Annotated in this window: 17 protein-coding genes and 1 CRISPR repeat array (1 of these 18 running past the window's edge); of the genes, 14 read left to right on the forward strand and 3 right to left on the reverse strand. The window is 63.5% G+C overall.

Annotation, left to right across the window (positions count from 1 at the left end; genetic code table 11):
* A CRISPR array of direct repeats spans positions 1 to 1,922; the repeat unit is 32 nt; unit sequence GTCGCGCCCCACGCGGGCGCGTGGATTGAAAC; it begins 1,173 nt to the left of the window's first position.
* 114 nt (positions 1,923 to 2,036) lie between these two features.
* The 3 genes from FLM21_RS01360 to FLM21_RS01370 are packed head-to-tail and all read right to left on the reverse strand — an operon-like array spanning position 2,037 to position 3,482.
* Entirely contained in the window at positions 2,037 to 2,438 is a 402-nt protein-coding gene (locus tag FLM21_RS01360; RefSeq protein WP_148713845.1) for a GFA family protein, read from the reverse strand.
* Complete coding sequence (locus FLM21_RS01365) at positions 2,435 to 2,701, reverse strand: hypothetical protein (protein ID WP_148713846.1); 267 nt, start codon at positions 2,699 to 2,701, stop codon at positions 2,435 to 2,437. The genes FLM21_RS01360 and FLM21_RS01365 overlap by 4 nt, the downstream gene beginning before the upstream one ends.
* 7 nt (positions 2,702 to 2,708) lie before the next feature.
* The gene (locus tag FLM21_RS01370) at positions 2,709 to 3,482 is read right to left on the reverse strand and encodes an exodeoxyribonuclease III (RefSeq protein WP_148713847.1); all 774 of its coding nucleotides are present in this window, start codon (positions 3,480 to 3,482) and stop codon (positions 2,709 to 2,711) included.
* Positions 3,483 to 3,606: 124 nt separating this feature from the next.
* Here FLM21_RS01370 and pyrE point away from each other — a divergent pair, with 124 nt between their 5' ends.
* The 14 genes from pyrE (at position 3,607) to atpG (ending at position 15,435) form a co-directional block, all read left to right on the forward strand.
* Positions 3,607 to 4,248, forward strand: a complete 642-nt coding sequence (pyrE, locus tag FLM21_RS01375) for an orotate phosphoribosyltransferase (protein ID WP_148713848.1) — start codon at positions 3,607 to 3,609, stop codon at positions 4,246 to 4,248.
* A 43-nt stretch (positions 4,249 to 4,291) separates the two neighbouring features.
* A complete protein-coding gene (locus tag FLM21_RS01380) occupies positions 4,292 to 4,876 on the forward strand; it encodes a DUF4124 domain-containing protein (protein WP_148713849.1) in 585 nt (194 codons plus the stop codon).
* Positions 4,877 to 5,062: 186 nt separating this feature from the next.
* A complete protein-coding gene (gene ppgK, locus FLM21_RS01385) occupies positions 5,063 to 5,830 on the forward strand; it encodes a polyphosphate--glucose phosphotransferase (protein WP_148713850.1) in 768 nt (255 codons plus the stop codon).
* 133 nt (positions 5,831 to 5,963) lie between these two features.
* Positions 5,964 to 7,880: a tRNA uridine-5-carboxymethylaminomethyl(34) synthesis enzyme MnmG gene (gene mnmG, locus FLM21_RS01390; RefSeq protein ID WP_148713851.1), complete on the forward strand. Its 1,917-nt coding sequence runs from the start codon at positions 5,964 to 5,966 to the stop codon at positions 7,878 to 7,880.
* Positions 7,880 to 8,536 carry a 16S rRNA (guanine(527)-N(7))-methyltransferase RsmG gene (gene rsmG / locus FLM21_RS01395; protein WP_148713852.1) on the forward strand — a complete coding sequence of 219 codons (657 nt, stop codon included), beginning with the start codon at positions 7,880 to 7,882 and terminating at the stop codon, positions 8,534 to 8,536. Before mnmG ends, rsmG begins: the two co-directional genes overlap by 1 nt.
* Positions 8,533 to 9,318 (forward strand): ParA family protein, encoded by a 786-nt coding sequence (locus FLM21_RS01400; protein WP_148713853.1) that lies wholly within the window; start codon positions 8,533 to 8,535, stop codon positions 9,316 to 9,318. The genes rsmG and FLM21_RS01400 overlap by 4 nt, the downstream gene beginning before the upstream one ends.
* A gap of 62 nt (positions 9,319 to 9,380) precedes the next feature.
* The gene (locus tag FLM21_RS01405; RefSeq protein ID WP_187360041.1) at positions 9,381 to 10,229 is read left to right on the forward strand and encodes a ParB/RepB/Spo0J family partition protein; all 849 of its coding nucleotides are present in this window, start codon (positions 9,381 to 9,383) and stop codon (positions 10,227 to 10,229) included.
* Positions 10,230 to 10,380: 151 nt separating this feature from the next.
* Positions 10,381 to 10,746, forward strand: coding sequence for an ATP synthase subunit I (locus FLM21_RS01410; protein WP_148713854.1), 366 nt, complete (start codon positions 10,381 to 10,383; stop codon positions 10,744 to 10,746).
* Entirely contained in the window at positions 10,746 to 11,564 is an 819-nt protein-coding gene (atpB, locus tag FLM21_RS01415; protein WP_148713855.1) for a F0F1 ATP synthase subunit A, read from the forward strand. Before FLM21_RS01410 ends, atpB begins: the two co-directional genes overlap by 1 nt.
* Before the next feature lie 87 nt (positions 11,565 to 11,651).
* Positions 11,652 to 11,924, forward strand: coding sequence for a F0F1 ATP synthase subunit C (atpE, locus tag FLM21_RS01420; protein WP_148713856.1), 273 nt, complete (start codon positions 11,652 to 11,654; stop codon positions 11,922 to 11,924).
* 43 nt (positions 11,925 to 11,967) lie between these two features.
* Positions 11,968 to 12,438 carry a F0F1 ATP synthase subunit B gene (locus FLM21_RS01425; RefSeq protein ID WP_148713857.1) on the forward strand — a complete coding sequence of 157 codons (471 nt, stop codon included), beginning with the start codon at positions 11,968 to 11,970 and terminating at the stop codon, positions 12,436 to 12,438.
* A gap of 7 nt (positions 12,439 to 12,445) precedes the next feature.
* Positions 12,446 to 12,982 (forward strand): F0F1 ATP synthase subunit delta, encoded by a 537-nt coding sequence (locus FLM21_RS01430; RefSeq protein WP_148713858.1) that lies wholly within the window; start codon positions 12,446 to 12,448, stop codon positions 12,980 to 12,982.
* A 10-nt stretch (positions 12,983 to 12,992) separates the two neighbouring features.
* On the forward strand, positions 12,993 to 14,534 hold the full coding sequence (gene atpA, locus FLM21_RS01435; protein ID WP_148713859.1) for a F0F1 ATP synthase subunit alpha: 1,542 nt from the start codon (positions 12,993 to 12,995) through the stop codon (positions 14,532 to 14,534).
* 31 nt (positions 14,535 to 14,565) lie between these two features.
* Positions 14,566 to 15,435: a F0F1 ATP synthase subunit gamma gene (atpG, locus tag FLM21_RS01440; RefSeq protein ID WP_148713860.1), complete on the forward strand. Its 870-nt coding sequence runs from the start codon at positions 14,566 to 14,568 to the stop codon at positions 15,433 to 15,435.
* Positions 15,436 to 15,451: the final 16 nt, after the last annotated feature.

Genomic DNA, 15,451 nt, shown 5'->3' on the forward strand with positions numbered 1-15,451 from the left:
CCTCCTCAGCCGGAATGCCTGTCGCGCCCCACGCGGGCGCGTGGATTGAAACTGCAGCGAGTGGTGCGCGGCCGCCCTCGGTCTACCGTCGCGCCCCACGCGGGCGCGTGGATTGAAACAGGTCGAGACGCTCCTCCACCCAGTCATCCGCCGGGGTCGCGCCCCACGCGGGCGCGTGGATTGAAACTACAACCCGCCGATGATCCAGTACGGCGTGCACAAGTCGCGCCCCACGCGGGCGCGTGGATTGAAACGCTACCTTATGACGGGGAAACCGTGATGGACCAGGTCGCGCCCCACGCGGGCGCGTGGATTGAAACCTTCCCAGGCCAAGTGCAGCCGCTTGGCACTGGAGTCGCGCCCCACGCGGGCGCGTGGATTGAAACATTCACGCAACGGGCGCGCACCACACGAAGGTGCTCGTCGCGCCCCACGCGGGCGCGTGGATTGAAACTGCCACCATCCGTCAATGCAGCGCGAGCCCAGCACGTCGCGCCCCACGCGGGCGCGTGGATTGAAACAGCGGCTGCTCGCTCAGGCAGGCGGCACTGCGCCCGTCGCGCCCCACGCGGGCGCGTGGATTGAAACAGGATCACAACCGACACCGACGCATCCGCGAAAGGTCGCGCCCCACGCGGGCGCGTGGATTGAAACTGCTGCGAGCTTGACCGCCCGCGCCACGCGCTCGGTCGCGCCCCACGCGGGCGCGTGGATTGAAACCAGTCGAAGGGGTAGTACGCGCCCCCCCCTCGCGGTCGCGCCCCACGCGGGCGCGTGGATTGAAACATCTTCGCGACCTCATCGGCCTGCTCGGAACTGGTCGCGCCCCACGCGGGCGCGTGGATTGAAACGGCGTCTGGTCGGGGTTGTGGAAGAGCACCGTCACGTCGCGCCCCCCGCGGGCGCGTGGATTGAAACTTTCACCCGTACATCAATGCGGGGGTCATGCCCGCGTCGCGCCCCACGCGGGCGCGTGGATTGAAACATCTCGTCGTTGATCATGGTCCGCAGCCGACGCATAGTCGCGCCCCACGCGGGCGCGTGGATTGAAACAACCGAGTGCGCTGCGGTGTCCATGAAGTACCGAGGGTCGCGCCCCACGCGGGCGCGTGGATTGAAACTCGCGCTTGGAGTCGAAGCCATCTGCGTTACGGGGTCGCGCCCCACGCGGGCGCGTGGATTGAAACAACGCTTTCAGCGTTTCCAATTCCCCGGGCTGGCGTCGCGCCCCACGCGGGCGCGTGGATTGAAACCCGGTTGAGCTGAGCGAGCAAGACCACGGGGACGTGTCGCGCCCCACGCGGGCGCGTGGATTGAAACGCACCATCTGGTTGCGACCAAGCTTGTTTTTGCCGTCGCGCCCCACGCGGGCGCGTGGATTGAAACTCGGCAACAACCGCGTTATACGCATCACGCGCCGCGTCGCGCCCCACGCGGGCGCGTGGATTGAAACAACAGCGCCTGTGCGCCGTTGACGTGTTCGAACTTGTCGCGCCCCACGCGGGCGCGTGGATTGAAACGACTTGTCGCGCTTGGCACGGCTCACCAGATCCGAGTCGCGCCCCACGCGGGCGCGTGGATTGAAACGAGCAATTTGGCGTGGGCGACTACGGCAACATGATGTCGCGCCCCACGCGGGCGCGTGGATTGAAACTACGTGCAGCGCAAGGGAGGCAGGCCAGTCTTTGCGTCGCGCCCCGCGCGGGCGCGTGGATTGAAACACGTGGTGGACGATGGCCTGAGCCCCTACGATCCCGTCGCGCCCTACGCGGGCGCGTGGATTGAAACCCGTTCGGGCCGGTGTCGACGATGGTCACGGCAAAGTCGCGCCCCACGCGGGCGCGTGGATTGAAACATCCAGCGCAAAGGCGGCCGCCCCTGCTATGCCGCGTCGCGTCGCACGCGGGCGCGTGGATTGAACTTCCGTTAGCACTTGGCAGCTATTTCGACGGCCTCAGAGGCTGCCTACCTCTCGATGGGCTGCAGGCGGTTCGGGCGACGCTGGGGTTCAGGCTCTAGCACTTGCTCTGGCCGCATCAGTTCTGACGGTCCGAAATATGATGGATGCCGTCGCTGGTGGGAACGTCACCGAGTTCGAACGGGTTCACGCCTTCCAGACAGGCCACGTTGTAGCCATAGACGCGGGGGTCTGAGCGGCGTTGATGGTGGGTGTAGATGCCGCACTCACCACAGAAGTAATGCTGGGCCGTCATGGTGTTGAAGCGGTAGCGCCGCAATGCCTCCTCACCCTGGAGGATGCGCAGGCCAGCCAGCGGCACCGATGCCATCACGGCGCCCTTCATGCGGCAGATGGAGCAGTTGCATCGCCGGGGATCGACGATCCCATCCGGCAAATCCAGCTCGAACACCACGGCGCCGCAATGGCACCGTGCCGGATGAATGGCGAGGATCACGGTGCTGCCGACCTGGCGGATCATGCGCGTGCCCTGCGCAACTGCCACCACGCGAACGCGAGGCAAGCTATGCCCATCAGCCCTTCGCCGAAGGCCCACAGCTGCCAGGCCTGGCCGGCGCCGAGCCAGGCATCGGCGAGCCGCGTCAGGTAGGCGCAGACCTCGCCGCCTTGCGGCTTGCAGGCGTAACGGCTGTGCCAGTCCCACAAGGCCAGCCAGACGAAGACAATACCCAGCAGCGCGGCGGGAATGGCGGTCTGGCGCGGGGTGAGGCCGGTATCGCTCATGTGGGCCTCACAGCGGGTAGTCGTAGTCGATGACCAGCGGCGCGTGGTCGGAGTACTTCACGTCCTTGTAGATGCTGGCGTGTGTGGCGCTGGCGGCAAGGGCCGGCGTGGCCACCTGATAATCGATGCGCCAGCCCACGTCCTTGGCATAGGCCTGGCCGCGGTTACTCCACCAGGTGTAGCCGGGCGCGTCCGGGTAGAGCGTACGCCAGACGTCGACCAGCTTGAGCTCGCCGAACACCCGGCCGATCCAGGTGCGCTCCTCAGGCAGGAAGCCAGAGTTCTTCAGGTTGCCCTTCCAGTTCTTCAGGTCGATCTCGTTGTGCGCGATGTTCCAGTCGCCCACCACCACTACGTCGCGCCCGCAAGCGGCGAGCTGCGCCAGGTGCGGCCAGAACGCTTCCATGAACTGGAACTTCACCTGCTGGCGCTCCTCGCCCGAGGAGCCCGAAGGCAGGTAAAGCGAGATCACCGACAGCTTGCCGAACTGCGCCTCGATATAGCGGCCCTCGGCGTCGAACTCCGGCAGGCCCAGGCCCTCGATCAGCGCATCGGGTTCGCGTCGGCAGTAGAGGCCCACGCCGCTGTAGCCCTTCTTCTCGGCATAGTGGAAGTAACCGCGGTAGCCGGCGGGTGCGCGCATTGCGTCGGAAAGATCACCGGCCTGCGCCTTGAGCTCCTGCAGGCCGATCACGTCGGCGCCCGATTGCGTTACCCAGTCGAGAAAACCCTTGTTGCTGGCGGAGCGGATACCGTTAAGGTTGGCCGAGACGATGCGCATGAAAGCGTTCCTCTTACAGGCAGACAAGGGGGCTTGTGCCGCGTGATATGCTGTTTTTTGTCACATCGCTCCCGAAAATCGGCAGTTGCCGCCTGCGGGAGCGCGCCTTCAGGAGCCCGAAACCATGTCCGATTTCCGTCAGGAATTCATTGAATTCGCCGTGGCACAGAATGTGCTGGGATTTGGCGAGTTTATCACCAAAGCCGGTCGCAACTCGCCGTACTTCTTCAACGCCGGCCTCTTCAACGACGGTGCATCGCTGGCCGAACTGGCGCGTTTCTACGCGCAGGCGGCACTGGCCTCCAAGGTCCAGTTCGATGTGCTGTTCGGGCCTGCGTACAAGGGCATCGTGCTGGCGGCGGCCACGGCGGTGAAACTGGCCGAAGCCGGGCAGAACGTGCCCTTCGCCTACAACCGCAAGGAAGCGAAGGATCACGGTGAAGGCGGCGTGCTGGTCGGCGCCAAGCTCACCGGCCGCGTGCTGATCATCGACGACGTGATCTCGGCGGGCACCAGCGTGCGCGAATCGGTGAGCATGATCCGCGCCCACGGCGCCGAGCCGGCCGGCGTGCTGATCGCGCTTGATCGTATGGAGCGCGGCCAGGGTGAACTGTCGGCGGTGCAGGAAGTGGAGCAGCAATTCGGCATCCCGGTGATCCCGATCGCCACGCTGGAAGATCTGCTCAGCTACCTTGCGGCCAAGCCAGGAATGGGCGAAAACTTGAAGAAAGCCGAGGCGTATCGCGCGCAGTACGGCATCCGGTAAGCGGCATCCACCCTCGCCGGAGGATTTGAACGAGGTCGAGGGTATGAAGCGTTGGGTATGGGCATTGGCATTGATCGTGGGTCTGGCTTCGGCGCAGGCCGAGGCCAAGATGTATCGCTGGGTGGATGAGAACGGCAACGTCCAGTACAGCGACAAGCCGCCGATCAAGGACCCCAAGAGCGGCGTGTCCGAGGTCAACAAGTCCGGCACCGTGCGCAAGAGCACGCAGCCGCAGACTGAAGAGGAAAAGCGCCTGGCCGAGCAGGCCGAGCGCGAGGCCAAGGAGCAGAAGCGCCGCGACAAGGCGCTGCTGCAGTCGTTCTCGAAGCCAGAGGAGATCGACCTGCTGCGCGATCGGCAGATCGAGGTGGTGCAGACGGCGATCCAGACCAACAAGCTCAAGCGCCAGGCGGTGCTCGACAAGCAGGCGCGGCTCAACAAGCAGACCGAGCGCTTCACCAAGCAGAAGAAGCCGCTGCCTTCTGACCTGGAAGCGGATCTGGCGATGACCCGCAAGGAGGTGGACGACATCGATCGCGATACCGCCAAGCGCAATGCCGAGATCGAAGATCTGAAAAAACGCGCCGAGGCCGACAAGCGCCGCTTCATCGAGCTACAGGGGCAGTAACGCGATTTGCGTCGCATCAACGGCCAGCAGCGATGCTGGCCGTTTTGCCGTCTATCATGCGTAAAATGGCGGCCGCGCGGCGCTGGGGCATTCGGTTCCTGCGGCGCGGCCTAGGTATTTCTCCGTAGTTCGGCCTTCCCGGTGCGCGGGCAAACTGCGCGCGCATCATCGATAGGATCAATCTGCATGGCGGCACAACAAGACAAGGTGGTTCTGGGTATCGATATCGGCGGCACTGGCATCAAGGGTGCGCCGGTCAACGTCGCCACCGGCGAGCTGCTCGCCGAGCGAGTGCGGCTCGATACCCCACAGCCGGCCACGCCGGAGGCCGTCGGCCGCGTGGTCAAACAGCTGGTCGACGAATTTGCCTGGACTGGACCGGTGGGCTGTACCTTCCCGGCCATCGTCCACAACGGCGTGACGCTGTCGGCCGCCAACGTCGACAAGAGCTGGATCAATGCGCCGGCGCAGGACATCCTGTCCCAGGCCACCGGCCTGCCGCTGAAGCTGGTCAACGACGCCGACGCCGCCGGCTTGGCCGAAGCCATTTTCGGTGCTGCCAAGGGCAAGGGCGGCAAGGTGCTGGTGATCACGCTCGGTACCGGCATCGGCAGTGCGCTGATCGTCGATGGCAAGCTGATCAGCAACACCGAGTTCGGCCACGTGATCTACCCGAAGGACGGCATCGCGGAAAAGTACTGCTCGGCCAAGGTCAAGGATGACCTCGACATGAAGTACAAGGATTACGCGGTGCGGCTCAACGGCTATCTCGAACACCTGCAACTGCTGCTGTCGCCGGATCTCGTGATCATCGGCGGCGGTATCTCGAAGAAGCACGACAAGTTCATCCCCGAGCTCAAGGGGCTGCGCTTCCCGGTGGTCCCGGCCGACCTGAAGAACGATGCCGGTATCGTTGGCGCGGCCTTGGAGGCGGCGGCCACCTTCGGCATCTGATCTGGCCGAAGTGTGTCGATCGAACGGCCCTGCGGGGCCGTTTCGTTTTGCCGGGCCTGCCCACCGCTGCGTGGCGCAAGTGCCTGTTTTGCCGTAGAATATTTGCCCTTTTACCCGTCAGGCGTTTTCACCCATGCTCTATCCCACCCGTTACGACGTGATCGTGGTCGGCGGCGGCCATGCCGGTACCGAGGCGGCGCTCGCGAGCGCGCGCATGGGGCGCAAGACGCTGCTGCTGACGCACAATATCGAAACGCTCGGTCAGATGAGTTGCAACCCGTCGATCGGCGGCATCGGCAAGGGTCACCTGGTGAAGGAGGTCGACGCGCTGGGCGGCGCCATGGCGCTGGCCACCGACATGGGCGGCATCCAGTTCAAGACGCTCAACTCCAGCAAGGGCCCGGCCGTGCGCGCCACCCGCGCCCAGGCTGACCGCATTCGCTACAAGGCCGCCATCCGCGGCATGCTGGAGAACCAGCCCAACCTCGACCTGTTCCAGCAGGAAGTGGCCGACCTGATCGTCGACGGCGATCGCGTGGTCGGTGCCATCACTGCCATCGGCGTGCGCTTCGAGGCCAGCGCCGTGGTGCTGACCGCCGGCACCTTCCTTGGCGGCAAGATCCACGTCGGTCTGGAAAACCAGATCGGCGGCCGCGCCGGCGATCCGGCGTCGATCTCGTTGTCGGCCCGGCTGCGCGAGCTGCAGCTGCCGGTGGGCCGGCTCAAGACCGGCACGCCGCCGCGCATCGACGGGCGCACCATCAATTTCGACGTGCTGGAAGTCCAGCCGGGCGATGTGCCCGAGCCGGTATTCTCGGTGCGTGGCAACCGCGCGATGCACCCGCAACAGCTGCCGTGCTGGATCGCGCACACCAATACGCGCACCCACGAGATCATCCGTAGCGGCTTTGATCGCAGCCCCATGTTCACCGGCAAGATCGAAGGCGTTGGTCCGCGCTACTGCCCCAGCATCGAAGACAAGGTGAACCGCTTCGCCGACAAGGACAGCCACCAGATCTTCCTGGAGCCGGAAGGCCTGGACACGCACGAGTTCTATCCGAACGGCATCTCGACCAGTCTGCCGTTCGATATCCAGATCGCCGCGGTGCAGTCGATCCACGGCCTGGAAAATGCGCGCATCCTGCGCCCCGGCTATGCGATCGAGTATGACTATTTCGATCCGCGCGGCCTCAAGGCCAGCTTCGAGAGCAAGGCGATCCAGGGCCTGTATTTCGCTGGCCAGATCAACGGCACCACGGGCTACGAGGAAGCGGCGGCCCAGGGCCTGTTCGCCGGCATCAACGCTGCGCTGTTTGCCCGTGAGCAGGATGCGTGGACGCCGCGTCGCGACGAGGCCTACCTCGGTGTGCTGGTCGACGACCTGATCACCCGTGGCGTGACCGAGCCGTATCGCATGTTCACCAGCCGTGCCGAGTTCCGCCTGCAACTGCGCGAGGACAACGCCGACCTGCGGCTGACGGAGATCGGACGCCAGCTGGGCGTAGTCGGCGACGCGCAGTGGGATCTGTTCTGCCGCAAGCGCGATGCGGTCGAGGCCGAACTGGCACGCTTGAAGTCGGCCTGGGTCAACGGCCGCGTGGTGGCCGCGCATGAGGCCGAGCGGGTGTTCGGCAAGCCGCTGGAGCGCGAGTATTCGCTGGCCGAGTTGCTGCGTCGCCCCGAGGTGAGCTACGACACCCTGCTGACGCTGGCCGCGGCCCAGCCCGGCGAAGGCCAAGCGCCGGTGACCGATCCGCTGGTCGCCGAGCAGGTCGAGATCCAGGTGAAGTACCACGGCTATATCGAGCGGCAGCAGGCCGAAGTGGCCCGCCGCGAAACGCTGGAGGATGCGCGCCTGCCGGCCGATTTCGATTACGGCCAGGTGGTCGGTCTTTCCAAGGAAGTGCAGCAGAAGCTCGCCAAGCACCAGCCGGAAACGCTGGGCCAGGCCAGCCGCATTTCCGGCATCACGCCGGCGGCGATCGCCCTGCTGGTGGTGCACCTGAAGAAGAAACAGCTCGCCGACGGCGGCCGGGACAAGGTGGCCTGATGACGGTGGCGAACGTGGAGGCGCTGGCGCCCCTGCTGACGCAAGGACTGGCTGCGCTGAAGCTGCCGCTGTCCGCCGCGCAGCAGCAGTCGCTGCTCGATTACGTGGCGTTGCTCGCCAAGTGGAACAAGACCTACAGCCTGACCGCGATCCGCGAGCCCGAGCGCATGGTGCCGCAGCACCTGCTTGATTCGCTGGCGCCACTGCCGGCGTTCGAGCAACTGGGTGGTACGCGCATCCTTGACGTTGGCTCGGGCTTCGGTACGCCGGGCATCCCGCTGGCGATCGCCCGCCCGGATTGGCAGTTCACGCTGCTCGACGCCAACCAGAAGAAGACCACCTTCCTGCGTCAAGCCGTCATGGATCTGAAGCTCGCCAATGTCAGTGTGGTGAACGGCCGGGTCGAGGCCGTCACGCAGGAAGGCGGGTTCGACATCATCACCGCGCGTGCCTTCGCCGAGCTTGCCGATTTCATCAGCTGGACCCGCCACCTGCTGGCGCCAGCGGGTAGCTGGCTGGCGCTCAAGGGAGTCTGGCCGCACGACGAGATCGCCAAACTGCCGGTGGACATCACGGTGAACAGCGTCGATCATCTGGCCGTGCCCGGCGTCGAGGCCGAGCGGCACGTGGTCCATCTGACAGTGAAGCGCACATGAAGATACTGGCGATCGCCAACCAGAAAGGCGGCGTAGGCAAGACGACGACGGCGGTGAACCTGGCGGCGAGCCTGGCGCACCTGGGCCGGCGGGTGCTGCTGGTCGACCTCGATCCGCAGGCCAATGCCACCATGGGTAGCGGCATCGACAAGGCCAAGCTCACGCACACCGTCTACACACTGCTGATTGGTGATTCCACGCTGGCCGATACGCTGCAGCAGTCCGAATCGGGTGGCTATGACATCCTGCCGGCCAACCGCGAGCTGGCCGGCGCCGAAGTGGAGCTGGTCGAGGCCGAGGCGCGCGAATCGCGGCTGAAGGATGTGCTTGCCAGCGTGGCTGGCCAATACGATTTCGTGGTGCTCGATTGCCCGCCGGCGCTCAACCTGCTGACGCTCAACGGCCTTGTCGCCGCCGATTCGGTGATGATCCCGATGCAGTGCGAGTACTACGCGCTCGAAGGTTTGTCCGACCTAGTGAACACGCTGCGCCGGGTGAAGCAGAGCCTCAACCGCAAGATCGAGATCGAAGGCCTGCTGCGCACCATGTTCGATCCGCGCAGCACGCTGGCACAACAGGTCAGCGACCAGCTGGTCAAGCACTTCACCTCCAAGCTCTATCACACGGTGATCCCGCGCAACGTGCGGCTGGCCGAGGCGCCGTCCTATGGCCGGCCCATCCTCGCCTACGACAAGTCGTCCAAGGGCGCGCAGGCCTACCTGCAACTCGCCGAGGAGTTGCTGGCGCGGCATAATCCCGCCGAAGCTGCCCAGCCTATGTAAGCCGGTGCCCTACCGGCACGCCGGGCGCGCGATTTCCTATCCCGAACGGGACTGTCCTACTCATGATCAAGAAATTCAAAGGCCTTGGCCGTGGACTCGATGCGCTGATGGGCGATGCCCAGGCGGGCGAGACGCTGCAGCAATTGCCGATCGATGCCCTACAACCGGGCCGTTTCCAGCCGCGCCAGCATATCGATCACGATGCGCTCACCGAGCTCGCCGAATCGATCAAGGCGCAGGGCCTGATGCAGCCGGTGCTGGTGCGTGCCATCGACGATGGCTTGGAAACCCGCTACGAGATCATCGCTGGCGAGCGCCGCTGGCGCGCCTGCAAGCTGGTTGGCCTGACCGAGATCGCTGCGCTGGTGCGCGAAGTGCCGGACGAGGCCGTCGCCGCCATGGCGCTGATCGAGAACATCCAGCGCGAGGATCTCAACCCGTTGGAGGAGGCGCACGGCCTGGCGCGACTGATCGATGAATTCGGCATGACGCACGAGGCAGTCGCGCATGCCGTTGGCAAGTCGCGTACCACTGTCACCAACCTGCTGCGCTTGCTGAACCTGGCTGAGCCAGTGCGCGAGATGTTGCTTGCTGGCCAGCTCGACATGGGGCACGCCCGGGCGCTGCTGGCGCTTGAGACGCTGGCGCAGCTCGATGCTGCCAAGACCGTGGCACTGAAGGGATTGTCGGTGCGCGAGACCGAGGCGCTGGTGAAGCAGCTACAGGCCGAGCCAGCCGCTGCGCAAGCCACCGAGCGGGTCGACCCGGATGTGGCGCGGCTGGAAGAAGAGGTATCGCAGCGCTGGGGAGCGCGGGTGCAGATCCGTCAGGGGCGCAAGGGCGCCGGTCGCGTGACGATCGATTACGCCAGTCTGGACGAGCTTGATCGGCTGCTAAATCGACTGCAGTAAAGATGTGGGGTATGCACCGGAATGGTGCGAAATGCTGACGCCGTTGTTCAGCTATGGCATTGATATGCCGATATAGTTTCGCGCTATCGGTAAAATTGACGGCGCGCAAAGCGGCTCCGTATAATCCACGGGTTTTTCCCATGGGGAAGCCATGGTCAAGCGGCAGGAAATCCGTCGCGTTGTCCGCCTCAAGCTGGTGCTGACCGTTGCCGTTTCGGTGCTGGTCTTTGCTTTATGGGGTGGTCGCGCCGGGATTTCAAGTGCGATGGGCGGCGGGATTTCGCTGGTGGGTGCGTTGCTGTATGCGCGCATCGCCTATCCGGGGGGATGGGTGTCACCGAAAGCCATGCTGTCGCGGCACTATGCCGCCGAAATGGCCAAATTTGGCTGGACCATAACCGGATTCGCGCTGGTGATCGTCACGATCCCGGTGCACGGCCTGGGGTTGTTGTTGGGCTACATCGCTGCAACGACGGCCTACTGGCTGAGCTTATTCGTAAAACTGGAAAAGAACTGATGGCTGCCGAACAAAGCGCAACGGACTACATCGTCCACCACTTGACCCACTGGCGTGCCCACACCGAGGGCTTCTGGTCGGGTTTCCACCTCGATACCTTCTGGGTCGCGCTGATCCTGGGCTTCCTGTTTGCCGGCGTGTTCGGCTACGTCGCCCGCCAGGCGACCTCCGGGGTGCCGGGGCGGCTGCAGAACTTCATCGAACTCATCGTCGAGATGGTCGATACCCAGATCAAGGATGCCTTCCATGGCAAGAGCAAGGTGATCGGCCCGCTGGCGCTGACCATCTTCGTCTGGGTGTTCCTGATGAACGCGATGGACTTCCTGCCGGTCGATCTGCTGCCGATGGCCGCGCAAGCGGTCGGCCACTACGTGTTCGGCGCCGACCCGCACCATGTCTACATGCGCGTCGTGCCAACCGCCGACGTGAACATGACCTTTGCACTGTCGCTGTCGGTGCTGATCGTCATCATCGGCTTCTCGATCAAGGCCAAGGGCCTGTTCGGCTGGATCAAGGAATTGATGACCGCGCCGTTCCATGCGTCGGGTCTCGTAGGCACCATCATCCTGGCGCCGATCAACTTTGTATTCCAGCTGATCGAACTCTTTGCCAAGCCGATCTCTCTCTCCCTGCGTCTGTTCGGCAACATGTACGCCGGCGAGCTGATCTTCATCCTGATCGCGCTGCTGCCGTGGTGGATCAACTGGGTGCTGGGCGCCCCGTGGGCGATCTTCCACATCCTGGTGGTCACGCTGCAGGCCTTCGTGTTCATGATGCTGACCATCGTCTACCTGTCGATGGCGGTCGAAGACCACTAATCCCGAATCGCGCTGGGTGGCGTTGCCGCCCGGTTCGTTGTGTTTCAACCCTTGTATCAACGACCTTTCTCACTAGGAGATATCAAAATGGCTGCACCCGAACTCATCGCTGGCATTCAAAGCTCGACCGTGATCGCTGTGTCGATCATCATCGGTCTCGCTGCCATCGGTACTGCTCTGGGCTTCGCTATCCTCGGCGGCAAGTTCCTCGAGTCCTCCGCTCGCCAACCGGAAATGATCCCGGTCCTGCAAACCAAGCTGTTCATCATCGCCGGTCTGCTTGATGCCATCTCGATGATCGGTGTTGGTGTTGCCCTGCTGTTCACCTTTGCAAACCCGTTCCTCGCTGCCCTCGGTTAATCGTCGGTTTAAGAGCAAACCCTTAAACCTGGAGGACTAGTTCGTGGAATTCAATGCATCCCTCATCGGGCAGGCGATTACGTTCGCCATCCTGGTGTGGTTCACCATGAAGTTTGTCTGGCCTCCGCTGACCCGGATGATGGATGAGCGCGCCGCGCGCATCGCCGACGGCTTGGCAGCGGCAGACCGCGCCAAGCAGGACCTCGCCAATGCCGAAAAGGCATCGGCCGACCGTCTGCGCGAAGCCAAGCAACAGGCCGCCGAACTCATCGCCCAAGCCGAGAAGCGTGCTGCCCAGATCGTCGAGGAAGCCAAGGTCCAGGCCAAGGTGGAAGGCGACCGTCTGGTCAAGGGCGCGCAGTCCGAGATCGAGCAACAGGTTCAAAGCGCCCGCGAAACGCTGCGTCAGCAAGTGGCTGACCTCGCTGTCGCCGGTGCCGAGAAGATCCTGAAGCAAGAGATCGACGCGGCTCGTCACGCCACTCTGTTGGCATCCATCAAAGCGGAACTGTAAGACAGTCATGGCAGAACTCATCACCGTCGCAAGACCCTATGCCGAGGCCGTCTTTCGTCTGGCGAAGCAGGAAGGCAAGCTCGGGCCGTGGTCCGAAGCCCTTGCCAACCTGGCCGTGATTGCGGGTGACCAGACCGCACAGGACGTGGTGGCCAATCCCAAGTATTCGGCTCAACAGGTAGAAGCGCTGCTCGTCAGCCTGCTCGGCGGCAACGTCGACGCTGAAGTGAAGAACTTCCTCGCCGTGGTGCTGGAAAACCGCCGTTTCACCGCGCTGCCGGAAATCGCCAACGAGTTCGAGTCGCTGAAGGCGTCCGAAGAAGGCGAAGTGAAGGCTGAGATCACGTCGGCATTCCCGCTGAGCGAGGCGCAGGTGGCCGAACTCACGGCGACCCTGTCCGCCGACCTCAAGCGCCGTGTGGAAGCCGAAGTCACGGTTGCGCCCGAGCTGATCGGTGGCGTGACGGTGAAAGTCGGTGACCTGGTGATCGACGCTTCCGTACGCGGCAAGTTGACAGCGCTGGCGACAAGCCTGAAGAGCTAGGAGATTTTTTATGCAACTCAATCCGTCTGAAATCAGTGAACTGATTAAGGCTCGGATCCAGAATCTGTCGGCAAGCGCTGAAACCCGTACCATTGGTACGGTTGTTTCGGTGACCGACGGCATCGTTCGCGTCCACGGCTTGTCCGACGTGATGCAGGGCGAAATGCTGGAATTCCCGGGCAACACCTTTGGCCTCGCGCTGAACCTTGAGCGCGATTCTGTTGGCGCCGTGGTGATGGGTGATTACACCCACATCAAGGAAGGCGACGAAGTCAAATGCACTGGCCGCATCCTGGAAGTGCCGGTTGGCCGCGAACTGGTCGGCCGCGTGGTGAACTCGCTGGGCCAGCCGATCGATGGCAAGGGTCCGCTGGGCACCACCCTGAGCAGCCCGATTGAAAAGATCGCCCCAGGTGTGATCGCGCGTCAATCGGTTGACCAGCCGTTGCAGATCGGCCTCAAGGCCATCGACACCATGGTGCCGATCGGTCGTGGCCAGCGTGAGCTGATCATTGGCGACCGCCAGACCGGCAAGACCGCCGTGGCTCTGGATGCGATCATCAACCAGAAGGGCACTGGCGTCGTGTGTATCTACGTCGCCATTGGCCAGAAGGCGTCGTCGATCGCCAACGTGGTGCGCAAGCTGGAAGAGCACGGCGCCATGGGTCACACCATCGTCGTCGCTGCCGCTGCTTCGGAATCGGCCGCGCTGCAATACATCGCCGCCTACTCCGGCTGCACGATGGGCGAATACTTCCGCGACCGCGGTGAAGACGCGCTGATCGTGTATGACGATCTGTCCAAGCAAGCTGTGGCCTATCGCCAGATCTCGCTGCTGCTGCGCCGTCCGCCGGGTCGTGAAGCCTACCCGGGCGATGTGTTCTATCTGCACAGCCGTCTGCTGGAACGTGCCGCACGGATCAACGCCGACGAAGTCGAGAAGCTCACCAATGGTGAAGTGAAGGGCAAGACCGGTTCGCTGACCGCGCTGCCCATCATCGAAACGCAAGCCGGTGACGTGTCCGCCTTCGTTCCGACCAACGTGATCTCGATTACCGACGGCCAGATCTTCCTGGAAACCGATCTGTTCAACGCGGGTATCCGTCCTGCGATGAACGCCGGTATCTCCGTGTCGCGCGTCGGTGGCGCTGCCCAGACCAAGGTCATCAAGAAGCTTGGCGGCGGTGTGCGTCTGGCACTGGCCCAGTACCGTGAACTGGCTGCGTTCGCGCAGTTCGCTTCCGATCTGGACGAAGCCACCCGCAAGCAGCTCGAGCGCGGCAAGCTGGTGACCGAACTGATGAAGCAGGCGCAGTACAGCCCGCTCAAGGTGTCGGAACTGGCCGTGACGCTGCTGCTGATCAACAAGGGCTCGTACGACGACGTCAAGGTTGAGAAGGCGCTGGCATTCGAAGCGGCTTTCCTCGCCCACCTCAAGTCCAACCACGCCGACGTATTGGCGCGCGTGGACCAGAGTGGCCAGCTGTCGGGCGACGACGAAGCAGTCATCGTGAAGGCGGTGGAGAGCTTCAAGTCGGCCAACGCTTACTGATTCGAAACCCAAATAGAAAAGGAATCGAATCATGGCTGGCGGCAAGGAAATTCGCACCAAGATCAAAAGCGTAAAGAACACGCAGAAGATCACCCGCGCCATGGAAATGGTGGCCACGTCCAAGATGCGTAAGGCCCAGGACCGCATGAGGTCGGCTCGTCCCTACGGTGAAAAAATCCGTAATGTGGCGGCCCACCTCGCGGTGGCCCTGGTGGACTATGCCCACCCCTTCCTGCAAAAGCGCGAAACCGTGAAACGGGTCGGCATCATCACGGTCACGTCGGACAAGGGCTTGTGCGGTGGCTTGAACACCAACGCCCTGCGTCTGGCGCTGAACCTGATGAAGCAATGGCATCAGGCTGGTCGCGAAGTCGCGGTCACCGCCATCGGCAACAAGGGTTTTGGCTTCATGAGCCGTAACGGGGCCAAGGTCATTTCGTCGACCGTCGGCCTTGGTGATGCACCGCATCTTGACCAACTGGTCGGTCCGATCAAGGTCATGGTCGATGCGTACATCGCAGGTGAAGTGGACGAAGTGCACCTCGTGTACACCAAGTTCATCAACACCATGAAGCAAGAGCCTGTGGTCGAGCAGTTGCTCCCGCTCGCTGGCGAGGCCTTTGGCCAGCCCGAGCACAGCTACAACTGGGAGTACCTGTACGAGCCGGATCCCAAGACGGTGATCGACGAGCTGATGACCCGCTACCTCGAAGCCCTGGTCTATCAGGCTGTGGCTGAAAACATGGCGTCCGAGAATGCGGCGCGGATGGTAGCGATGAAGGCAGCGACCGACAACGCTGACAAGGTGATCGGCAATCTGCAACTGCTGTATAACAAGACGCGTCAAGCGGCGATTACGAAAGAACTTTCGGAAATTTGCGCCGGCGCTGCAGCGGTTTAACAGATCGCCAACCTGA

The sequence above is a fragment of the Chitinolyticbacter meiyuanensis genome, assembly GCF_008033135.1.
Taxonomy (GTDB): domain Bacteria; phylum Pseudomonadota; class Gammaproteobacteria; order Burkholderiales; family Chitinibacteraceae; genus Chitinolyticbacter; species Chitinolyticbacter meiyuanensis.

Bases quoted from the DNA above. Each gene is read 5' to 3' on its own strand.
- pyrE (WP_148713848.1), top strand. From the start codon at position 3,607: ATGTCCGATTTCCGTCAGGAATTCATTGAATTCGCCGTGGCACAGAAT.
- ppgK (WP_148713850.1), top strand. From the start codon at position 5,063: ATGGCGGCACAACAAGACAAGGTGGTTCTGGGTATCGATATCGGCGGC.
- atpE (WP_148713856.1), top strand. From the start codon at position 11,652: ATGGCTGCACCCGAACTCATCGCTGGCATTCAAAGCTCGACCGTGATC.
- FLM21_RS01410 (WP_148713854.1), top strand. From the start codon at position 10,381: ATGGTCAAGCGGCAGGAAATCCGTCGCGTTGTCCGCCTCAAGCTGGTG.
- atpA (WP_148713859.1), top strand. From the start codon at position 12,993: ATGCAACTCAATCCGTCTGAAATCAGTGAACTGATTAAGGCTCGGATC.
- FLM21_RS01380 (WP_148713849.1), top strand. From the start codon at position 4,292: ATGAAGCGTTGGGTATGGGCATTGGCATTGATCGTGGGTCTGGCTTCG.
- FLM21_RS01430 (WP_148713858.1), top strand. From the start codon at position 12,446: ATGGCAGAACTCATCACCGTCGCAAGACCCTATGCCGAGGCCGTCTTT.
- FLM21_RS01365 (WP_148713846.1), bottom strand. From the start codon at position 2,701: ATGAGCGATACCGGCCTCACCCCGCGCCAGACCGCCATTCCCGCCGCG.
- mnmG (WP_148713851.1), top strand. From the start codon at position 5,964: ATGCTCTATCCCACCCGTTACGACGTGATCGTGGTCGGCGGCGGCCAT.
- atpG (WP_148713860.1), top strand. From the start codon at position 14,566: ATGGCTGGCGGCAAGGAAATTCGCACCAAGATCAAAAGCGTAAAGAAC.
- FLM21_RS01405 (WP_187360041.1), top strand. From the start codon at position 9,381: ATGATCAAGAAATTCAAAGGCCTTGGCCGTGGACTCGATGCGCTGATG.
- FLM21_RS01400 (WP_148713853.1), top strand. From the start codon at position 8,533: ATGAAGATACTGGCGATCGCCAACCAGAAAGGCGGCGTAGGCAAGACG.
- atpB (WP_148713855.1), top strand. From the start codon at position 10,746: ATGGCTGCCGAACAAAGCGCAACGGACTACATCGTCCACCACTTGACC.
- FLM21_RS01360 (WP_148713845.1), bottom strand. From the start codon at position 2,438: ATGATCCGCCAGGTCGGCAGCACCGTGATCCTCGCCATTCATCCGGCA.
- FLM21_RS01370 (WP_148713847.1), bottom strand. From the start codon at position 3,482: ATGCGCATCGTCTCGGCCAACCTTAACGGTATCCGCTCCGCCAGCAAC.
- rsmG (WP_148713852.1), top strand. From the start codon at position 7,880: ATGACGGTGGCGAACGTGGAGGCGCTGGCGCCCCTGCTGACGCAAGGA.